This window comes from Flavobacterium sp. 28YEA47A (assembly GCF_041262125.1).
Lineage (GTDB): Bacteria > Bacteroidota > Bacteroidia > Flavobacteriales > Flavobacteriaceae > Flavobacterium.
This window is the reverse complement of sequence record NZ_JBGCCI010000011.1, coordinates 21,790-42,791: the sequence shown is the minus strand read 5'-3', so window position 1 is coordinate 42,791 and position 21,002 is coordinate 21,790. Positions and strand designations below refer to the sequence as shown.

At 34.9% G+C, this 21,002-nt stretch carries 24 protein-coding genes; 21 read left to right on the top strand and 3 right to left on the bottom strand.

Going from position 1 to position 21,002, the window contains the following annotated elements; genetic code table 11:
* The first annotated feature begins 13 nt into the window (after window positions 1-13).
* Window positions 14-1,420, top strand: coding sequence for a PLP-dependent aminotransferase family protein (locus ABH942_RS14945; protein ID WP_370033352.1), 1,407 nt, complete (start codon window positions 14-16; stop codon window positions 1,418-1,420).
* Window positions 1,421-1,510: 90 nt separating this feature from the next.
* Window positions 1,511-2,026, top strand: a complete 516-nt coding sequence (locus ABH942_RS14940; protein ID WP_370033350.1) for a hypothetical protein — start codon at window positions 1,511-1,513, stop codon at window positions 2,024-2,026.
* 46 nt (window positions 2,027-2,072) lie between these two features.
* On the opposite strand, the gene ABH942_RS14935 is transcribed toward ABH942_RS14940, so the two are convergent.
* Window positions 2,073-2,810 carry an NAD(P)-dependent oxidoreductase gene (locus ABH942_RS14935; protein WP_370033348.1) on the bottom strand — a complete coding sequence of 246 codons (738 nt, stop codon included), beginning with the start codon at window positions 2,808-2,810 and terminating at the stop codon, window positions 2,073-2,075.
* Between the two features lie 174 nt (window positions 2,811-2,984).
* On the opposite strand from ABH942_RS14935, the gene ABH942_RS14930 reads away from it, so the two are divergent.
* The 7 genes from ABH942_RS14930 (at window position 2,985) to ABH942_RS14900 (ending at window position 7,419) form a co-directional block, all read left to right on the top strand.
* The gene (locus tag ABH942_RS14930; RefSeq protein ID WP_370033346.1) at window positions 2,985-3,308 is read left to right on the top strand and encodes an ArsR/SmtB family transcription factor; all 324 of its coding nucleotides are present in this window, start codon (window positions 2,985-2,987) and stop codon (window positions 3,306-3,308) included.
* Window positions 3,309-3,311: 3 nt separating this feature from the next.
* Window positions 3,312-3,779 carry an SRPBCC domain-containing protein gene (locus ABH942_RS14925; protein WP_370033344.1) on the top strand — a complete coding sequence of 156 codons (468 nt, stop codon included), beginning with the start codon at window positions 3,312-3,314 and terminating at the stop codon, window positions 3,777-3,779.
* A 6-nt stretch (window positions 3,780-3,785) separates the two neighbouring features.
* Window positions 3,786-4,169: a DoxX family protein gene (locus ABH942_RS14920; RefSeq protein ID WP_370033343.1), complete on the top strand. Its 384-nt coding sequence runs from the start codon at window positions 3,786-3,788 to the stop codon at window positions 4,167-4,169.
* 9 nt (window positions 4,170-4,178) lie between these two features.
* Window positions 4,179-4,739 (top strand): DUF4256 domain-containing protein, encoded by a 561-nt coding sequence (locus ABH942_RS14915; RefSeq protein ID WP_370033341.1) that lies wholly within the window; start codon window positions 4,179-4,181, stop codon window positions 4,737-4,739.
* A gap of 98 nt (window positions 4,740-4,837) precedes the next feature.
* A complete protein-coding gene (locus ABH942_RS14910) occupies window positions 4,838-5,359 on the top strand; it encodes a DinB family protein (RefSeq protein ID WP_370033339.1) in 522 nt (173 codons plus the stop codon).
* A 164-nt stretch (window positions 5,360-5,523) separates the two neighbouring features.
* Entirely contained in the window at window positions 5,524-6,522 is a 999-nt protein-coding gene (locus ABH942_RS14905; protein WP_370033337.1) for an SDR family NAD(P)-dependent oxidoreductase, read from the top strand.
* Between the two features lie 81 nt (window positions 6,523-6,603).
* Window positions 6,604-7,419 carry a helix-turn-helix domain-containing protein gene (locus tag ABH942_RS14900; protein WP_370033335.1) on the top strand — a complete coding sequence of 272 codons (816 nt, stop codon included), beginning with the start codon at window positions 6,604-6,606 and terminating at the stop codon, window positions 7,417-7,419.
* Window positions 7,420-7,426: 7 nt separating this feature from the next.
* Here the strand turns inward: ABH942_RS14900 and ABH942_RS14895 are convergent, their stop codons facing one another.
* Window positions 7,427-7,957 carry an NAD(P)H-dependent oxidoreductase gene (locus tag ABH942_RS14895; RefSeq protein WP_370033333.1) on the bottom strand — a complete coding sequence of 177 codons (531 nt, stop codon included), beginning with the start codon at window positions 7,955-7,957 and terminating at the stop codon, window positions 7,427-7,429.
* A gap of 102 nt (window positions 7,958-8,059) precedes the next feature.
* Here ABH942_RS14895 and ABH942_RS14890 point away from each other — a divergent pair, with 102 nt between their 5' ends.
* From ABH942_RS14890 to ABH942_RS14880, 3 genes are all read left to right on the top strand, one after another.
* Complete coding sequence (locus tag ABH942_RS14890; RefSeq protein ID WP_370033331.1) at window positions 8,060-8,422, top strand: winged helix-turn-helix transcriptional regulator; 363 nt, start codon at window positions 8,060-8,062, stop codon at window positions 8,420-8,422.
* Complete coding sequence (locus ABH942_RS14885; RefSeq protein ID WP_370033329.1) at window positions 8,419-9,912, top strand: hypothetical protein; 1,494 nt, start codon at window positions 8,419-8,421, stop codon at window positions 9,910-9,912. The genes ABH942_RS14890 and ABH942_RS14885 overlap by 4 nt, the downstream gene beginning before the upstream one ends.
* Window positions 9,913-9,987: 75 nt before the next feature.
* A complete protein-coding gene (locus ABH942_RS14880) occupies window positions 9,988-10,545 on the top strand; it encodes a YdeI family protein (protein WP_370033327.1) in 558 nt (185 codons plus the stop codon).
* A gap of 152 nt (window positions 10,546-10,697) precedes the next feature.
* Here ABH942_RS14880 and ABH942_RS14875 read toward each other — a convergent pair whose 3' ends face one another.
* The gene (locus tag ABH942_RS14875; protein WP_370033325.1) at window positions 10,698-12,143 is read right to left on the bottom strand and encodes a S41 family peptidase; all 1,446 of its coding nucleotides are present in this window, start codon (window positions 12,141-12,143) and stop codon (window positions 10,698-10,700) included.
* Between the two features lie 277 nt (window positions 12,144-12,420).
* On the opposite strand from ABH942_RS14875, the gene ABH942_RS14870 reads away from it, so the two are divergent.
* The 9 genes from ABH942_RS14870 (at window position 12,421) to ABH942_RS14830 (ending at window position 20,958) form a co-directional block, all read left to right on the top strand.
* Window positions 12,421-13,905: a hypothetical protein gene (locus ABH942_RS14870; protein WP_370033323.1), complete on the top strand. Its 1,485-nt coding sequence runs from the start codon at window positions 12,421-12,423 to the stop codon at window positions 13,903-13,905.
* 72 nt (window positions 13,906-13,977) lie between these two features.
* Complete coding sequence (locus ABH942_RS14865; protein ID WP_370033321.1) at window positions 13,978-14,514, top strand: hypothetical protein; 537 nt, start codon at window positions 13,978-13,980, stop codon at window positions 14,512-14,514.
* Window positions 14,515-14,525: 11 nt separating this feature from the next.
* Entirely contained in the window at window positions 14,526-15,209 is a 684-nt protein-coding gene (locus ABH942_RS14860; RefSeq protein WP_370033319.1) for a hypothetical protein, read from the top strand.
* 73 nt (window positions 15,210-15,282) lie between these two features.
* Entirely contained in the window at window positions 15,283-16,149 is an 867-nt protein-coding gene (locus tag ABH942_RS14855; protein ID WP_370033317.1) for a tetratricopeptide repeat protein, read from the top strand.
* Window positions 16,150-16,355: 206 nt separating this feature from the next.
* A complete protein-coding gene (locus ABH942_RS14850) occupies window positions 16,356-16,736 on the top strand; it encodes a 2-dehydro-3-deoxyphosphooctonate aldolase (RefSeq protein ID WP_370033316.1) in 381 nt (126 codons plus the stop codon).
* A 120-nt stretch (window positions 16,737-16,856) separates the two neighbouring features.
* The gene (locus ABH942_RS14845; RefSeq protein WP_370033314.1) at window positions 16,857-18,497 is read left to right on the top strand and encodes a glycosyl hydrolase family 28-related protein; all 1,641 of its coding nucleotides are present in this window, start codon (window positions 16,857-16,859) and stop codon (window positions 18,495-18,497) included.
* Between the two features lie 228 nt (window positions 18,498-18,725).
* Complete coding sequence (locus ABH942_RS14840) at window positions 18,726-19,037, top strand: hypothetical protein (protein WP_370033312.1); 312 nt, start codon at window positions 18,726-18,728, stop codon at window positions 19,035-19,037.
* Window positions 19,038-19,196: 159 nt separating this feature from the next.
* Complete coding sequence (locus tag ABH942_RS14835) at window positions 19,197-20,189, top strand: hypothetical protein (protein ID WP_370033310.1); 993 nt, start codon at window positions 19,197-19,199, stop codon at window positions 20,187-20,189.
* Window positions 20,182-20,958: a hypothetical protein gene (locus ABH942_RS14830; protein WP_370033308.1), complete on the top strand. Its 777-nt coding sequence runs from the start codon at window positions 20,182-20,184 to the stop codon at window positions 20,956-20,958. Before ABH942_RS14835 ends, ABH942_RS14830 begins: the two co-directional genes overlap by 8 nt.
* Window positions 20,959-21,002 lie beyond the last annotated feature (44 nt).

Here is a 21,002-nt window from a genome sequence, read left to right as displayed (position 1 = left end):
CCAATCTAGCTGTATGAAATCGTATAAATTTGAAATCTTTACCTCGCCTTTAGAAAAAAACATACGCGAGGGTATTTACAAACCGGGGCACAAACTGCCTTCGGTACGTGAATTAAAAGACAAATACCAGCTAAGCACAAGTTCGGTACAAAATGGCTACGAATACCTCATCATCCAAGGACTGGTAGAAAGTATTCCAAAATCAGGATACTATGTTAGTCGCCAATTTAGCAAATCTGACGAACCTATTAAAACAAACCGCACGCCTATAATCAGGGATGCTTTGTTTGAGAACAATCTTACCTCTATTACTTCACTACGAAAAGGACGAAAACTCTCCGAATTTAATGTTGCCGCTCCGGGCGACCTATTAGTTCCTCAAAAACTAATACTGCGTACCATGCAGCAGGTAATCCGGGAACAGGGAGCAAGTCTGTTGCGCTATTATCCATCAAACGGATTGCCCGACTTAAAAGAAAATATCGCCAAACGTGCTGCAGGATATCAGACCATTCTTAATCCGGAGGAACTGCTCATTACAGATGGCGCTCTACAGGCATTATATGTAGCACTGGCTTCTGTATGCAGTGCCGGAGATGTGGTTGCTGTTGAAAGTCCTTGCATTTTTTCTACTCTGGAAGTAATTCGGGTACTCAACCTAAAAGTTATAGAAATTCCAACAGACAGAGAAAACGGCTTTGACGTTGACTTTTTAAAAAAAGCATGTGTAAAAAACAAGATAAATGCTGTTCTTCTGACTCCAAATTTTCATAATCCAACCGGCATTTTACTGACAGATGAGAAAAAAAAGGCTTTACTCTCTGTTGTGCAGGATTATGAAATTGCACTTATCGAGAATGACATTTTTGGCGACCTTAACTTTAACGGAACCCGACCAACTACGATTAAAAGTTTTGACAACAGCGGCCTTGTTATGACTTATTCTTCCTATGCCAAGACTCTTGCTCCTGGCATCAGGCTCGGATGGTTGTCGGCTGGAAAATTTATCCAAAGAGCCGAGCAGATTAAATTTTCTTTAGGTAGTACCGTTTCTCCTATTTATCAGGAAACAGTAAACCGACTACTGTCTACAAGCAGCTATGAAAAGCATCTTAAGGCATTTCGAAAGCAGCTGGCAAAAAATGCCTCCCTTACTTTAGACCTTCTCTCGGAAAATTTTCCAAAAGGTACTTCTATGACAGTTCCCGCCGGAGGCTACTCCATTTGGGTAAAAATGCCGGAGAGTGCAGACATGAATTATTTTTATGCCCAATGCGAAAAAATTGGTGTACGGTTTACACCCGGCTATACTTTTTCATTTTCAGATACTTTTCCCAACTATTTCAGAGTTGTGTTTGCAGATGCCTATACGCCAAAAAGAATCGAAGCCATCAGGCAGGCCGGACAGTTCTTCCCCTGATATATCTGTACTGGCAATTATTTCCGATTGTGTACCGATATAAATCCCAAAAGCCTCTTTAATTTTGCATATCTACCAAAGGAAAGATAAATGGAAATCACTACAAAATTCATAATCGGCACAGAACAAAGCAGAAACATACTGGCAACTTTAGCCAAAGAAATAGCGACCGAAAAACTTGTATCACTAGTAGAACCGCAACAGCTCGAAGACTATATCGAAAAGAAGTTCAATCACAAAAACCTGATTACTGAAATGAACAGCATGTCTAACCAATGGTTGGTCGTTTATGTAGGAGATACGCCCGCGGGATATGCCTGTATAACTTCAAATGGAAGAAAACCAAAAAATCAGGAAGGGTCACGAATAATGAGAATTGCAGATTTTGGAATACTCGAAAAGTATAACGATACGACTGCCAGACTTTCATTGCTTGAAAAATGCCTCGCTATCAGCAAATCTTATGATGGGCTTTGGATACATGAATACAAAGAAAATCCTTTGATTGCTTTTTTTGAATCTAAAGGATTTGTGATGCAGGATGAGACTTCTCTGCATGAAGAACTTCCCTTGCCCTCTGTATTTCTAGTCAGGAATGATCTTTAACTGAAAGTAGCGCATAAGTAAATTGGCTACTGACAAACCGTATAATTTACTTTTCTTCTATCATATCGTTGTAAAGTACCGGCATCTGTCCTTTCCATCTTTCCCATACCTTATCATCAAGCAGTAACTGACACATAAAATGTGCTACATTACTTCGGCTTACCTTTCCTGAGTCAAACAAGGCGCTCCTTGTAGGAGATGAATGCGCCGAATACGCGGTTACATTTTCAAGATCAATCAGGCTGTCAGGACGTACTACTACCCATTCAACAAAAGGATTTTTCTGTCCTATTTTTATTCTCAGGTAATCAGCAGCTTTTTCATTATCAACATGCGGAGGCAAAAGCAATCGAAGCAGACCTATCACTATTTTCTGCCCAATAGAAATACGTTCATTCAGATCTCTATTACTATTACCGGCCGTATTCATCAAAACCAATCTTAACGGCTTCTCTGGTGCGTCTTTAATAATAGCCTGACAAAGCAATTCGACCATATCTGTAACCAACCTTCTTGGCTTTCCATAAATCCCTTTAAAATTTGGACTATGTCCCAAACAAGAAGCTACCGATTGGCAATCTTCGAGATACACCATCATCTCATCAATACCAATGGCTTCAATCGCATCTACTTTAATTATCGTGAGCCTGTCATTGTTTTTCCATGTTTCAGGAACAGAGCTGGAAAAACGTACGATCACTTTCACGTTTTGACCGGCTTTTAATAATTGCTTTACCAATAATTTTCCAGTTGCTCCGCTAGCACCAACTACTAATGTTGCCATATTTTAACGAATTGTCTTTTATTAATAACCTTACTATTATTGGGTTTACTAAAATAAAACATTTAAAGATAACTAGGAATTATGGACCTGGCTGTTTTGTTATTTGCATCTTTTACAGAAAAAATTTGCGTAGTCAAATGACTTCATATATATTTGTAGTCAAATAACTTCATAATGAATTTAAGACGAGACGTTTTTCAGGCAATAGCAGATCCTACAAGAAGGGCAATACTGCTACTATTATCAACCCAGTCCATGACTGCTGGGGCGATAGCATCCAACTTTGATACGGCACGACCTACGGTATCGAAACATTTGCAGATACTTACGGAATGTGAACTCCTCCAACAAGAACAGAACGGCAGGGAAATGTATTACCATCTTAACCCAAACAAGCTAAAAGAAATAGCTGATTTTATAGAGCCATTCCAAAAAATGTGGGATGACAGGTTCAATAAATTGGAGGACATAATGAAAGCATACCAATCAAAAAAATAAGAAATGGAACGAAAAACAAAAATCAATGCCGAAGAAGGCAAACAGGAACTGCTGATTACCCGGGAATTTGACTTGCCGTTGGAACTGCTTTTCAAAGCTTATGAAGAAGCCAATATTGTTGCCCAATGGATGGGAACTAAAGTAGTAAAGCTTGAAAACAAAAAACATGGAAGTTATCAGTTTGAAACTTCAGATGCTCAAGGAAATGTAGTATTCAGATCAAACGGAACCATCCATGAATTCATTCCAAACCAGAAAATCACCCGTACATTTGAAATGGAAAACACTCCTTTTCCTGTACAGCTCGAATACCTGGAATTTGAAAAACTGACTGATACTAGCAGCAGACTAACGATGCATGTTATATACAAATCTGTGGCTGTAAGAAATCAGATATTGCAGCTTCCTTTTGCACAAGGTATCAACATGGCACACGACCGACTTCAAAACGTAGCAGCCAATTTAAAATAACAGAAAATGGAAAAGAGAAATAAAATCATTTATTGGATTTCTACACTCTGGTTGGCATTAGGAATGGCTTCAACCGGAATCGTACAATTATTAGGTATGAAAGAAGAAACTGAAATGATGGCTCATTTAGGGTATCCTCCCTATTTCCTGACTATCATAGGCATTTGGAAAATTTTAGGTGTCATTGCTATACTTATTCCTAAATTTACATTGCTAAAGGAATGGACCTATGCGGGATTCTTTTTTGTTATGTCGGGAGCAATATTTTCACATATTGCATCACACGATCCTGTAAAAGAGAGCCTTCCTCCATTATTGCTATTGGTATTGACACTGATATCCTGGTATTTCAGACCTGCCAACAGAAAAACAATTACTGTCAAATCCTAAAAAAAAGATATGGATAAAAAGAAATTATCAGAATCACAAAGCGAGACGCTAATTGGTATATTGAGAACCCGCTTTGAAAAAAATACAAACCGACATACGGGCATAAAATGGGCTGATGTACAAGCAAAATTAGAAGCAAATCCTGAAAAGCTCTGGTCGCTGGAAGAAATGGAAGAAACGGGCGGCGAACCGGATGTTGTGGGTTTTGATAAAAAAACAGGCGAATATATCTTTTTCGACTGCGCAGCGGAAAGCCCAAAAGGCCGCCGAAGCATTTGTTATGACCAGCAGGCATTAGAATCCAGAAAAGAACACAAACCAAAAGACAGCGCCATAGCTATGGCAGATGCTATGGGTATTGAAATCCTTACCGAAGAACAATACCGTGAATTACAGAAATTAGGTGTGTTCGATATCAAAACATCAAGTTGGGTTCTGACGCCGGAAGATATTCGAAAACGAGGCGGCGCTCTTTTTTGCGACAGACGCTACGACACTGTATTCCTTTATCATAATGGTGCCGAATCGTATTATGCAGCCAGAGGATTCAGAGGTTCTTTAAAGGTGTAAAAAGTGTGTTTTGATTAAATTGGCTAAAACCTCAGCAAAATATTTCATAACTTCGTCAAAACCAGAATTTTTGTTTCTACCAACACAAAACAAGAACAATGAATACATCAGAACTTATTACCCTATTCCAAAACAACCATCTGGAATTAGCCGATTATGTAAATGCTTTGCCAGACGACCAGTTTCTCCATAGCAAAAATGGCAAATGGACAGCCGGACAGCAACTCAGCCATGTCTGTCTATGCCTGTTGCCGATTTCAAAAGCATTGGCTTCAAAAGAATTCCTTATCCAGAAATTTGGAAAAATTGAACGTCCGCTTTGGGATTATGACACTGTACTTGCTAATTATAAAGAAGCTCTTGCTAATGGTGGAAAAGCTCCTGAAAAATTCCTGCCGGAAGCCATACAACCGGAAGCCAAGAAAGAATTAACTGCTGAACTTCACCAAATTTTAGACTCCATACAGCAACAATTGGCAGGCTATACCGAAGAAGAACTGGACACGATTGTCATGCCGCATCCGCTGTTGGGTATTATGACTGTTAGAGAAATGTTTTTCCTGATGGCCTACCATGCAATACACCATCTAAAACAGACGGAGCAAAACCTGAAAAATTAAAACAACATATTACTCTACTATATAAAGCTGAAGCCAACACTTCAGTTTTTTTATTGCTCAATTATAGGACGTTTAAACAAAGTAAATCAGGACGTTTAAACAAAGTTGTCCGGTGCAATCCGTCCTAATTTTGTCTCAATATAAATCATTAAAATTTTATAAAAATGAGACAGAACAATTATCAAGGAGCATTGCAACAGCCAATCGGTTCAGGATTTAGCGCAACTTCTACAGCAACCGAAGTTATCAAAGGTATCGACCTGACAGGGAAAATCGCAATCGTAACTGGCGGCAACACAGGCATCGGGCTAGAAACTGCAAAAGTACTGGCTAACGCAGGAGCCACCGTAATCATCCCGGCCAGGGATATTGAAAAAGCAAAAAGAAATCTACAAGGCATTGCCAATATCGAATTGGAAGCAATGGATTTAATGGACGCTGATTCTATTGATGCCTTTGCAGAAAAATTTCTGGCTTCCGGAAGACCTTTACATTTACTTATCCACAATGCCGGAATTATGTGGGTACCATTGCGTTGGGATAATCGCGGTTACGAATCGCAACTGGCTACAAATTATCTCGCACATTTTCAATTAACAGCAAGATTATGGCCAGCCCTTAAAAAAGCCCATGGAGCCAGAGTTGTGAATGTTTCATCACAAGGACACCAGTTTGGATCTTTTGATTTTGACGATCCTAATTTTTTAAATCGTGAATACGAAACCCTACTAAGTTATGGGCAATCCAAAACAGCCAGCAATTTGTTTGCGTTGGAACTCGACGAGCGTGGCAAAAACTTTGCCATAAGAGCCTATTCGCTTCATCCGGGCGCCATTAACGGAACGGAACTGGCCAGAGAAGCACCATTAGAACTATTCCAAAAGCTAGGCTATTGTGATGCCAACGGCGTTATATTTCCAGAAGTTGCTGCCGCACTAAAAACCATTCCGCAAGGAGCTGCAACAACCGTATGGTGCGCAACAAGCCCAATGCTTGATACTATTGGCGGCGTATATTGTGAAGATTGTGATATTGCAGGTTTAGCTACGGAAGAAGGAATAACCAAAGGCATCAGACCGTATGCTATTGATAAAACCAATGCCAATCGATTATGGACTTTAAGCGAAACGATGACAGGTATCATTTTTAACACTGCTGAGTAACACGTTTAATTACATCCTAAAATGCACAATTCTTTTTATTTTTGTAGTGAATTGCTTCTACAAAATGCAATACGGCTCCCTATGGAATATCAGGCAAAGTATATTACAGACGACATTAAACTTTCCTGTTATGAGGATAAGTTTTTCAAATCGGATATTATGTTCGATCATCATATGCTGGTTTGGTTTATCTCTGGAGAAACCAAAATCGTGCAGGCTGATGCTACTTACTATTTTAAAAAAGGCGATATATTTTTGATTCCAAGAAACCAGCTTGCAACTATCATCAACTATCCTAAAGACGGTCAACCGCATAAAACGGTAGTGATGCATCTGTCTACCGAAAAACTACGTGATTTTTATGCCAATCTGAATACGAAGCCAAAAGCTATAGAATCGCATAAAATACACAGCTATAGCAATCATCCATTACTTGAAAGTTGCCTGGCTTCCCTACTCCCTTATTTTAGTATGGAAACCTTACCGGAAGATATTGCTTCACTAAAGATCAAGGAAGCCATAAGCATATTGCGTACTATAGACAAAGGCATAGATGATGTGCTCGCCAACTTTGAAGAACCCGGAAAAATTGACCTTGCCGATTATATGGAAAAGAATTTCATGTTTAATCTTCCTTTAGAAAAATTCGGATACCTGACGGGACGCAGTCTGACAACTTTCAAGCGGGATTTTAGCAAGGCATTCCATAACACGCCACAGCGATGGCTTACACAAAAGCGATTGGAATTGGCACATTACCAATTTATCGAAAAGAAAAAAAAGCCTATCGATGTCTGCTATGAAGTTGGTTTTGAAAATCTTTCGCATTTTTCGCATGCCTTTAAAAAGCAGTTTGGCTACTCGCCAACAGAACTAACGAAACGGCAAAATACCTGAAATTTCTTTACAGAGTCTCTAAAAACTTCATATACTCAGGTACGCTCTTTTCAATCCACTCTTCAGAAGCATTAAGCTCAATTCCGTAGTAGGCAAAAAAGAAGCGGTAATCCGCTTTGATATATTCAAAAGTCAGTTCAAAAGGAGCCGTCAGTTCTCGCAAGTTATACTTGTATTTACCGTCGGCTCTATATTCTTCTTCGTCAATTCCAACAGATAATGCCAATGCTATTTTTTTGCCGCCCATCTTATAACCGCTTTTGCTTCCATATGCCCAGCCATACGTCAGCACTTCATCCAGCCATTTTTTAAACAACGGCGGACAGTTAAACCAATAAAAAGGAAACTGGAATATAATCTTGTCATAGGATTCTATTAATTGTTGCTCTTTCTCAACATCAATTTTCTCATCGGGATAGGCTTCATATAAACGATGTATAAAATATTGTTCGGGATTTTTTTCTAATTCTTCAATCCATCTTTTATTGATTACGGATTCTTGTATATTTGGGTGTATTATGACGACTAATGTTTTCATTTTTATATTTTCCTGATTTGTAAAACTGAAGCAAAAGTAAAGCACTATGCTTAATTCTGTATATTAGCAACCAATTGTATGATACTATCAAAAAGGTAAGTAATGACTAAAATAAAGGAAACTTCAACCAACTACGAAAACAAAAAACTATTGGAAGACGAATGTCTGGAAGTATATGCTTCGGGCATTATTGGAGGACAATGGACGTTAGCAATATGCTGTTACCTGATTAACGGAAAGCTAAGATTTGGAGAATTAAAGAAATGCATACCAACTATCACAGAGCGTATGCTGACCTTGCAATTGCGTAAACTGGAAAAGAATAAAATCATTACACGCACCGTTTATGCGGAAGTTCCTCCACGAGTAGAATATGAGTTAACCGCTATTGGTTATCAGTTAAGTACTATAATCGGAGAACTTGAAGATTGGGGAAGAAAACATAAAGAACTGATGAAATCATGAAATCAGTTTTTCTATTCTTCTTTTTCCTTCTCATACATCCCGTCGTATGCAATGGGCAACAAACCTATACAATTACGGAAGGCGAATTGCAGTTTATCCATCCGGAAAAAGGAATTGTTATCAAAAAAAATGATTCTTTCTATAAGTTGGACATCAACGTTGATTTTGTTGGTAATAAACAAAAGATCAGTTCTGTTTTAAGCCCTATTAAGCAAGATGAAATCAAAATTCTTTCTAAAAAACAAAGCAGTATCACTTATAATGAAATTGACGGCAGCTATGATTTCAAAAAAATACAAAAACTACAATTTGTATATGAAGAAGATGAAAGCGATTCTTATAAATTCTGTCAATTCAATCCAAACTATTTTGCTGTTTTTTCCAACAAACGGGAAAACGGAGAGACCTACACTTCCCTGGTTGAATACATGCCTTACATCTTCATTAAGTTTGGGAAGAAAAAAATAATCTATACTTACGATAATGAGTACGTATATCTGATTCCTACTAAAAACAAAATAAACCTATTTGAACAGTACAGCAATCATGTTGCCGATCTGAAAACGGAAAAGTTAGCCCTTAGCAATAAAGAAGTCTATGAATTTTCTATTCATGCATTCCCAAATCTTGAAGAAACTTTTTTCAAAATCGACTCGTTGTCCAACAAGAAAGTCATACTAAAAAACAGTTTTAATGAAACGCTTATTTCAAAAAAATATGACTCTATAGTGTTAGACAATATAATCCGATGCTATGATAATGGCTCAGTTGATTTATACAATCTTGCTTTAAAAAAACTAAACAAAACCAGGCTTAAGGCAGCAAAACAATACAGAGGCAGCCTACAGGTAATTGAAAACAACCACTTAAAATTAATTGACTGGACGGGAACCGAAATCAAAAAGAAAATAGACTTTGGAATCGTTTTATTGGATGCGCCTGAAAGAAGTTATTTCTACGAAGTCTCAATTACAAAAAAACCTCATTTCGTATTAAAAGCGAGAAACTTTGACAATTTTTGTAGAGAAGATTCAAACACCACTATTGACAGTATCACTTTGCTTAACACTAAGGGCATAAAAGAATTTTATTTTAAACAACAATCCACCGATACCATAAGTCGGCCTTATGATTTTACACCATATTTCCAATCCGACAAAAAAGCACGGATTACAGAATTGGTAAACTTTGATTATGAAACCATCTGGTTCTTACACAATGATGGTACTTTTGGAATGAACTATTTGGGCTATTTTATCAAAGCAGATTTTGATTCCACCACTTTTAGCAATTATCAAAAGTTGCAATCTGTAGATTATAACTATCCCTTTTACAAAATCAAGAAAAACGATTTGTACCAGTTCTTCCCGCTACAAAAGAAATTTCGTTATAAAAAGCTGGGCGATTTTCAAGGCAACTTTGCCCGATTCGAATTGCCAAACGGAAAAAAAGGCTGGTTAAGTCTGGACGGTAAAGAATTTCTTGATTGATGTTTTTCATAACTTCGTTTCCAGTACCATAAAATGCCCATAGTGGCAGACATTTAAAATTAAAGACAGAACACAATGGCAGCAACTTTTTTTGCATCACAGGCTGAATTTAGAAAATGGCTCGAAAAACACCATAAAAACGAAACTGAACTTCTGGTTGGTTTCCATAAAATGGACAGTGGAAAGCCATCAATGACCTGGTCGCAATCCGTTGACCAGGCGCTTTGTTTTGGCTGGATAGACGGAGTACGCAGGTCTATCGACAAAGAAAGTTATTCTATTCGCTTTACGCCACGAAAAAAGACAAGCAACTGGAGCGCCATAAACATCAAAAAGATGGAAGAACTTACCAAAGCAGGACTCATGACCGAAGCAGGACAAAACGCTTTCATCCAAAGGAAAGAAAGCAGGTCAAAGATCTATTCCTATGAAAATGAACCTGTACTTCTTGATGCCGAATATGAAAGTCAATTTAGGCAAAACACAGTAGCCTGGGATTTTTTTATGAAACAAGCTCCATCCTATAAAAAGCTGACTATTCATTGGATCATGGATGCCAAGCAGGAAAAAACCAGACAATCCCGACTTGAAAAAGCAATCCGATTAAGTGAAGAACAAAAAAAAGTTTTATAAAATGCAGAATACCTCTATTTTTCGCAATTTCCTATCAACCAAAATTAGCTTTTATAAACTTTTTGCTTTCCTTTATTAGTCGCAATTAAGAGAATAATAAATTCAGATTATAAAAAACTCCTTCGGATAATGAAGGAGTTTTTTATAATCTGTTACGGTTGAAATTCTTTACCTTCTAAAACAGAAGTCACATACTTTGTCCAAAGCTCGTTCGGAATACTACTATCTATAAAATAATCAGGCTGTAACCCGATGCCGTCAATCTGCATACCCGGTATTCTATAGCTTTTAGAAAGACAGTAGCCCAATTGGAATTTTTCATCCGGTGATTTCACAAAATTCATATTTGAAATATCCAATACTCCAAAAGTAGTCGTTCCAAAAAGCTTTACTTTTTTGCTTTGTTTAGCTGCCATCAAAAACTGTTCGTCAGTACTTCCGTTAGCTTCATTGGCTATGATAGCCACTTGCTGCGGAAAAGGCAATACGGCATCCATTTTCTGTATATGTACTTTATCGCCTCCGTTCAAATTCACAAATTTCCCCAGATTGTCATTAAGCAGTGTGAGTGCGGCGTTTACCTGCATTCTGTTTTTTTCTGACAAGTCCGGCATAGACAGGTAGCTTTCCATCCTTTTGTTGTTTAACGGTGTAGACAAAAGTTCCATCCCAACGATACGTATCGGATTTGTATACAAATAAGGGATAATATTCGCATAACTGTCATCATCACCACCAGTTCCATTACGGATATCGATTATCAGATTCTTAGTACTCTTGATTTCTTTTTCATTAGCCAAAAGCACACTGTCAATCGCCTTTTTTTGCATCCCGTTAAAAGAAGGAATTCGCAATAGCAAAGTCTCTCCAGAAATTTTCTCCATAAAAGGCTTGCCGGTACTCATTGCTTTTGCATAAAGTTGTATATCTGCATTTTCAGGAAACGTAGGATATTCTCGCTGCAATTGAATCGCAGGTGCCAATTTTATGGAATTTTTACCGACCCAATCAATCTTTTTGAATTTTAAAGGCGAAAAATCTCCCATATAAAAAACACCGGAACCATCTTCCTGGATTTCCATTTTTACCTGCTGAGGTTTCCATGCTGCATTAGCCGACTCCAGAATAACTCCTTTATAGCCTTTATCTTTTTTGACAACACCAATTTTATACGCTCCTACTTTCCATATTCCGGCTAAATCTTTTGCGTCTTTTGTTGGCTTGCTTCTCAATTCTTTTTCCTTTACAGCCAACACAGGCCATTGTTTGGCATTAGCTGAATTTTGCGGAGCTGTATCCAAAGCCATAACTCCAAAATGTCCTTTCCTAAAAAACTTCAACCATTCATTGAGCACATCAGCACATTCATGGCTTTTTGTTATCGTTTTCACTTTTGCAAAAAAAACAGCATTGTGCTTTTCATACATATCCATTCCTTTTTGCTGGATAGCATAATCAAAACCCGCATCATTCTTTTCAAACGTCTCTTTAACCCATTTAAAAACTTCGGAGCAATCACACGTAGATTGAGCTTTTACAGAAAACGCTGACAGTAGTAAAAAAGTGGATAGCAAAAATGCCTGGAAAGTAAATTTCATAAGAGTAAGAGTTATGTTACGATTTCTGGTTCAGCCAAAATCATGTGCAATATAAAATCTTTGCTTCAATTATTATACGCTATAACCTTATTTTATTCTTTGCGCCTTTGCGCCTTTGCGAGCAATTATTTTCACGCAAAGACGCAAAGCCGCAAAGTTTTGCTTTCCTGAATTCCTAACTACTTGTTTTATAAGAATTTTACGATACTATAAAACATTTTAATATATTTGGTTTCAATCCTTTATATATTTTCGAATATAAGCTATAAACAATTCTATGAAAATTACAGTTCGGATACTTCTTTTCTCTCTATTGTTCATAACATGTGGTAAATCACAAGACTTTACGGTAAACTACGAAACCATTGAAATAAATATTCCAGGAACACCTAATTGCTGGCTAAAACACAATGGAAAATTTTATTGTTATTTTACGACTGACAATGACAAATACAGTTCGGTAGCCAATCTTTATTTTTATATACTTGACGAAAAAGGAAAACTCTCTTCAGAAATAAACGTTCCAAAAAAATTACATTCTCATTATAATGATCTGTATGTAAAAAATGACTCTGTTTTTACAACAACATATGATGATAAAAGTACTTTTTACCTGGATGAGAAAAACAAAATTTGGGTTGAATCCAAGAAAGGAATAGACTTGTTTTATGAAGACAATGATTATATCGTTTATTCAATAGATTTTGGAGAGTGGGGAGGCGCAACCTGGTTTAAAGACACCAAAACAAACAAGCAATATGAAGTCGCTGCTTCAAATCCTGTTATCAATAAATTAGAGAACACCTACTACCTGACAGAGGAAGAAAAGATTTTAAAAATCTCCGATCCACAAAAAATGGAAATGAGCAACGAACCTTATGATTATAAAAAAGCTGTTTTGAATGAACACTATTTTAGGCACGGGAGTGGTTCCTTACAAGGTGTAGAAACCATTTACGAAAACAAAGACAATGACTTTTTCAATCAAAAATTCTTATTTGGTACTTCTTTTATTGCTAACAATAAACTTTACAGCATTTACAGAGATAGCATTTCGATGAAAATTGGGACTGTTGAAAACCATAAATTAGTTCCGGTATATGAGTTCAAAAACAACATTACTCCATTACTATACTATTATGATTGGAGAAATCGAATTCAAAACAATAGCTATCAGACGATACAGTTTTCGACTAAAAATAAAAAAGAATACGGTATCATAGAAATTAACGAAAACCTTTTGACCGTAACAACTTTTAAAAACGCCTATAAGGAACCCGTATATGGAGAAGCCAAAATAAAAGATTGGTTTGAGAAAACTTTTGATTTTTATTATAACAATTTTGACAGCCTATATATCAATGAAATTGATTCCTTAGAACAAAAAGAAAAAGCAACAGATATAACCCAACGCCATAAAATTAGTCATTATTTATTAGAAGGGAAAAATGTACAAACACCAAGAATTTACAGAAAAAAAGAAACCGATTATCTGAAATTAAACACCCTATATTATTACTCCACAAAAGAAAAACGTATAGAATTAATTGAGTTTGAGTGGGAAGAAAATCAAATTGAGATTAAATCCTCATTTAAGCAAAAGTTTGATTGGATTTCTGATTTCCTTACAAAGAAACTTGGAAAAACAAATAGTAAAAAACAAGACGAAATAAGTACAATTCAAACATGGAAAAGGAAAGACCTTACAATTGAATTACGTTATGAGACACGACTCGTTTCTGTGACTATATATAAGAGATAATGCGAAAAAGCAGCTGATTACGGATAAAGTATTTATAAGCTAACAATAACATTAGTAACCCCATCAAACGAAATGAAAAAAATAGGAATCCTTTTACTCACTATCTTAGTTGCTACATTACTAGCAGGGATCTATGGAGCATTACACGACCAAATAACCTTTACCATTTCATCAGAATATTTTACAATTTTCAAATTTGAACAATTTGGTTTTCTGGATTGGGGAAATAATAATCCGCGTTTGACAACCGCCTTAATTGGATTCTTAGCAACCTGGTGGGTTGGCTTCTATATTGGTATTGTTCAAGGTTTGGTCGGGTTAATCCATAAAACTCCGAGACGTATGTTTAAATATGTTTTTAACTCAATACTAATTACATTAGGTATAGCTGTATTATTTGGAGTATTTGGAGGAATTATTGAGATTTTAACCGGTGAAGCTGATCCAATTTGTTTTCCTTACGAAATACACAATTGTAAAAATTTCTTTATTGTTGGTTCAATCCATAATTATGGATATCTCGGTGGTGGAATAGGAGCTATTGTTGGTTTGGTTTATCAGATTTATCAAAAAAAAGCATGTTTAACAGCAATAGTATATAGATATTAAAACAAATCAACATGAAATCATTTATTCTTATTTATTTATTGTTTTTAACATCAAATATGTCTAGTCAGGATTTTCAATCAACTATAGAATTGACAAAAGATAGTGATACAACTTTTTGGTATCACCAACAGTTAATAGACATTAAAAAATTAAATCTTATCAACCCGCAATCTGAAACCGGATTTTTAAGAATTAGCTCCTCGAAATATATTGTTGAACTCTCTCAAAATTCAAATAAAATCTATTTCTATGTAAATGGAACATATACTAATAATCGATCAAAAGAATCATTTGCAAAAGGTTATGACTTAAAGCAAGAACAAGTAAGTCAAATTAAAAATCTGTATGAAGCGTTAAAGGTTCAAGAAATTCCATCATGCAAACTAATAAAAAGCTGGAAACAAGGATTTGACGGGATTACCTATATCTTTGAATTAAAAAAAGGAAATTCCTACTCATTCAAAAATTACTGGACTCCGTCCATGCAAGATGAATTCGAAGAATCTAAAAGAATATTACAATTTGTAAATCAGCTTGACACTATTGTAGATTATATTAGGGAAAGAGAAAAGTTTGAAAAAGAAATTCCCTTTTTAGAATGGTCATATAACAACTCAATGATTATAACAAAAGTAATTCCTAATACGGAAGCATATAAGCGGGCTAAAAACAACCACCTTAAATACAGAAACTAATCTTAGTTATGCTTCTTAACTACAATACTAATTCCGTCTATTAAATAGACTTGATTTCAAACTACAATTTCCTATGAAAAAAACACTACTCCCAATCTTTATCCTTATTTCATTTCTATCTAACGCACAAAGCATAGAAGAGAAAATTGCTAAAAAAGCATGCGAATGCGTAGAGCAAAAAGCTGAAATTGGCGATGATGCTTACAGAAACTGCATTGCCGATATAGTAAAGGAAGCCATTGCTAAAGAAGAAGATGCCAAAATCCGGGAAGAATTAAATACGGTCGAAGGACTCATGACACTGCTCCCAAAAGTCAAAAGTCTTTTGCCTGAAATCTGCGATAAGGTAAAAGGACAAAAAACAGACGAAAAAAAGAAGCTATTCTATTCTGATTCAAAAATTGAAAGCGCACAAAACGCTTATATAATTGCTAAAGACTTTATGCGCAATGGTCAACATAAATTAGCCATTGAGAACTTTCTTATGGCAATTAAAAGAGATGAAAACTTTGTCCTGGCTTATGATGATCTGGCTGTATGTTACAGACAACTGGAAAAGTATAACGATGCTATAAAATATTATAAAAAGTCACTTGAAATTTATCCTGAAGGCGACTTTGCCCTAATGAATATTGCCGTTGTCTATTCTTTAAAATCCGATTTTAAAACCGCCATACAGTATTATGAAAAACTAATACAGTTTCATCCCGATAATGCCGAAGGTTATTTTGGAGCCGGGAAAAGCTATTTCTTGCTAAAGAATTACGAAAAAGCACTGAACAATATATTCACAGCCCACCGAATTTATACCGAAGAAAATTCCAAATATGCAAAAGACTCCGAGTTACTTATAGGAGCCATTTACCAAAAACTACAGGAAGAAAACAAAGAAGATCTTTTTAAGAAGATTGCTAAAGAGCATAATATCCAATTGAATTAAAAAAAATTATGCTAGATAAATAAAAGCTGGCTTTTAAATAGCGGCTTCAACAGCGATTTTTATTTTAGCGCGAATTACTACGGATTAAAATAATTACGCTAATTTAAAAGTTATACCAGATAAACGTTCAATATTCTATTAATAGAAACTTTGCGACTCTGCGCCTTTGCGTGAAAAACTAAAATTAACCAAACCAAAAAAAACAAATGAAAACACTAATTAAAACCTTATTCATCAGTCTTTTTCTGGTTGCATGTTCTTCCAATAAATCAGGAGATTCAAAAGTCAGTTCAGATGCTTCATATGGCTATACCGAAAAAAATCCGATAAAAGTTGGTGGTTTTTCAGACGGCCCAGCTAACGAAAGAAAATATCTGAATTCATTATCCGGCCCAAATGGAGAAACTATAAATTATATAAGAACAGGAAGCTGCTGTGCTTTTGAAACAAAAAATAGTCCCTTTGGTAGTGGCATGCTAGATGCTTATGCTGTAACTTATGAAGGCAAAAAAGACACTGTAGTGTTATACCTCAATATGTATGACAAAGCATCTTTAAAGGCTCCTGTGGGTTTTAAGTTTAAATAGACTTTGTAAATAAAATAATGAAATCCTTTTTTTAGGTAGGATTTCAAAACAGAAGACTATCAAAACTTTAACCAAAAAAACTAACCCCTTTCTAAAGTTAAACTTTAATCCAATTATATTATGACAGAAGTATCTAATTTGGCTGCTTTGAGAGCGGTAACACCACCAACAGGAGTGGTATTCGTAAAAGATCATGGCACTCCCGGAACTGGTGGAGGCGGTATATTTGTTTGGAGAACAGAAGTTCCTTTCACTACAGGAGATTACAGTACGGACAATGACGGCACAATAGTAAAATCAAGTGTTGTCCCATCAAATTCAGGAAGCTGGGTTCGTTCATATGATGATGTTATAAATGTTAACTTTTTTGGTGCAGTGGGAACGAGTACAGACTACACAACTCAAATTCAAAGAGCAATTGATTTTGCCAAGCTCAACACAAAAGATAATTCCGCAATGACAGGTTCTACTGTATTTATTCCCAATGGCAGCTATTTTATAAGCACCATCCATCTTAAGCATGGAGTAACTGTTGTAGGAGAATCATACGAACGAACCATAATCTATGCGCTTGAAAGTAAAGAAGGTGAATATATGTTTGATATTGAAGAAGGTATGGTAATGATAAACGTATCGAGGTTAAACCTTCAGGGGCGCGGTACTCTTCGTGGTGGTTTTTACTTTGAAGCCAAACCACAATTGACTGAACCTTATCATGGTGGACTAATGAATTCACGTATAAGTGATATTTTCATTTATGATTTTAAAGGTCATGGTATTTATCTTAAAGGAGGAGGCGAACATTCAAATTATCTGCTTCCAAACCAATTTAATATATTCGAAAACGTAAGGGTTTTTAAAGGTGCTGATCATACTAATGCTCTTAAATTAACAGGACAGCAAGGTCAAACCACTTTCCTAAACTGCCAATTTGATGGTTTTAAGCGGAATGAGAAATATGCACTTGGAAAGAATATACATATTCAAAATACAGCTGAATATCCTTCGGCTGTTATATCATTTATTAATTGTACGGTACAAGATGCAGACTATGGCGTTTTTATTGAATGGGCAGAAAACATCACTTTTGATAATTGCTGGTTCGAAAAGCTTGGTGTAGCAATTACAGTTAAAAGTAATTTTCAGGATGAGTATAATGATAACCCATGTAAAAGTATCAATATAGTAAACAGTCGTTTTGCTGATGCTGCAGGTTTTGGTTCAAAATCTATTGGACCTGGGAATGTCAAACCTGGACAATGTATTAGCATTGATAAGTCATTTGTCACCGCAAATAATAATTATGTGTGTATATCTGACATTAATTCTCCAGACTTTGACTCCAATAGTCTTTTTTTAATATCGACACCTAGTCCTATAGGTGGAATAACGGCAGAAGGTAATGCATTTCAATTCCCTATACTTGGAAAGACATATGGCATCATGCAGATTAGAACTGTGAATACAGCAGATAACAGTTTAAGTTGTTCTGGACATAAGCTGGTTTTTGCAAGTTCTACAGGTGCTTTTATCAAAGATATTTTTTCTACCATTAATGCAGGAGAATATATAGCTATTCGAGCAGACCAAAGTTCTCTCACATTTAAAAACACGGGGAATATAGCTTTTCTTACCACAAATCCAGATCAATCATTCACTATCAATAATGGCGAAATTGCAACTTTCGTTAAAGTAGATAATTTTGTAGGAACATACTATGAAACATTTCAATTGGTTTCAATCCAAAAAGTTATTACATAAACCCTCAATATACTATTTCAATAGATTTTACTATATGTATAAAACTTTATTTAAAAAGACTATCCTATGATGGTCTTTTTATTTTTAATATTTAAAAGTACCTGTTTTCACAATATCTCAGATATTAAAAACACTCCATTTTAAGGGAAACCTTAAAAAAGACAAAACACAAAAATCTAGTTTTGATAAATAAACGGCTCAAAAGCCTACTAACACAAAACTAAATTTATGGAAACAAGAACCAACAAATCAAAAATAATCTTCAGTGTAATAATTTTTATCGGCATACTCTGGTATTTCTTTGGCGGCGGATTAGAAAAGCATGCAACAAATGAAATGCAGAAAATTGAAAACCAAGTAGCTTTGGATGCAGAACAGCAATATGAAATTGCAAAAAATGGCGGCGACCAAATGCAAACCTATGTACAAGCCGGCATAGTTGCCGCATCTTATTTACAAGCAAAAGACGAAGCCAATTACAATAAGTGGAAAGCAATTGAAAAAGAAGAAGGAAAAAAGGCTGGGATGTTTTTAGAATAATATTCTTTTCTTTCATTTTGCGATTTTTTAACGTAAAATATTTACACTTAGTCTAATAATTAGCAAAAAAATATACTTTATGTTTATAAAAATATACATTTGAAATATATCTCGCAATACTATTTCGAAGACAAAAATTTAAAAATAACATATTACCACATGGCAGAAAACGTAAATCAAGCATTTGATATATTTAATAAAGATGTAGTTAATCTAACGAAAGAAAATACAGATAATGCTAGGAGCAGTAGAGATTGGTTGATTGACCAACTTTTAAGTTTTCCCGAAGCAATAGAAGATTTTCCAAGCGATTTTCCAGACAAACACATTAGATATGGTTCATTCGCTAGAAACACAAAAATAATACCGCTAGATGACATTGATTTGATGTATTGCTTACATGGTTCAAATGCATATTATTCTATTGATACGGTTGATAAAACGAAATATTATATTCATACAGAAAATTCTTCTAATGAATTAAAAAAAATGTCAAATGATGATGAGACATTAAATTCTATAAAAGTTGTCAATAAGTTTGTTGGTGCTTTAAAAAATGTTCCCCAGTATTCAAATTCTGAAATAAAAAGAAATCAAGAAGCTGCCATACTTAATTTGACTTCCTATTCTTGGAGTTACGACATTGTTCCTTGTTTTCATACTGTAGAACACTTTTATCTAATCCCTGATGGTACTGGGAATTGGAAAGCAACTAATCCTGGCATTGATCAAGAAAATATTAAAAAAACTAATCAAAATTATGGTGGTAAAGTATATCAGCTTGTAAGAACTTTAAAATATTGGAATGCAAATTTTACAATACCAAAAATCGGATCCTATCTTTTTGAAGTACTTATCCTTAATTTTGTTAAAAATCAAGGTTCCCAAAATAAATTCAATGATATAAATATCAAAGATTTTTTTTATTATTTGTACCAAAATATTCATTATGATGTAGATGACCCAAAAGGTATCCAAGGAAATATAAACAACCTGACATTTGAACAGCAAACAAAAATATCCAATAAAGCAAAAGAATGTTATGAACTTGCCAAATTAGCATTAGATTTCGAAATCAATCATAAAAACCAAGAGAAAGCTATTGAAAATTGGCGAAAAATCTTCGGTGATAAATTCCCTAAATATGAATGAATATTATAATCCAGTAAGAGAATCTTTCAAACAAGCTAAAAAACTTGATTCGATAGCATTTTATATCCTAATTATATCCGCTATTTTGACATTCCTTAATTTTATTTTCAATAATTATTTTAATAACTTAAAAGAATGGGCAGAGATAATTAGCAACATAAATACTATTGTCATAATAATATATGCAATCATTAAATTTGGGATAAATTATATAATTTTCCATACTTCTTTTGACAAAAGGGCAGACTTTATTGATAATTCTTTTGGCACTAATTATTCATCAGATAAATCAAATAAATACTACAATAATGAAGAAGTATCAATTGGTATATTAAGAATGGGTGCTAATAGCTTTGAAAGTTGCTATTTTACATATAATCTTTCGATTAAATCTTTAAAGAAAAAATGGATTGTCAACCTACTAATTATTATTTTGATAATTGCATTAGCTCTTCAAGGTTACAATTCTGTTTTATCGATGATTCTTCAATTATCTCTCCCTTTATTTTTAATATCTGACGCTATTAACCATTCTATTTTTTGTTTAAGGATAAAAAATATTTTAGACAGTTTTTGCAGGCTATATAATGATCTAACTAATGAAACAGATCATTCCAAAAAAGAGCCAGAAATAATTCTAAATGTATTAAATTACGAAACAACTCTTTCAACATTCAATTTGCTAGTTAGTGAAAGGATATATAAACAACAGAATCCTATCCTATCTAAAAATTGGGAAAAGCTTAAAAAACATTATAAATTAAACTAACACTTCAAATCCTTGAATAGAAAATTCCGTGTTTTTTTGATATT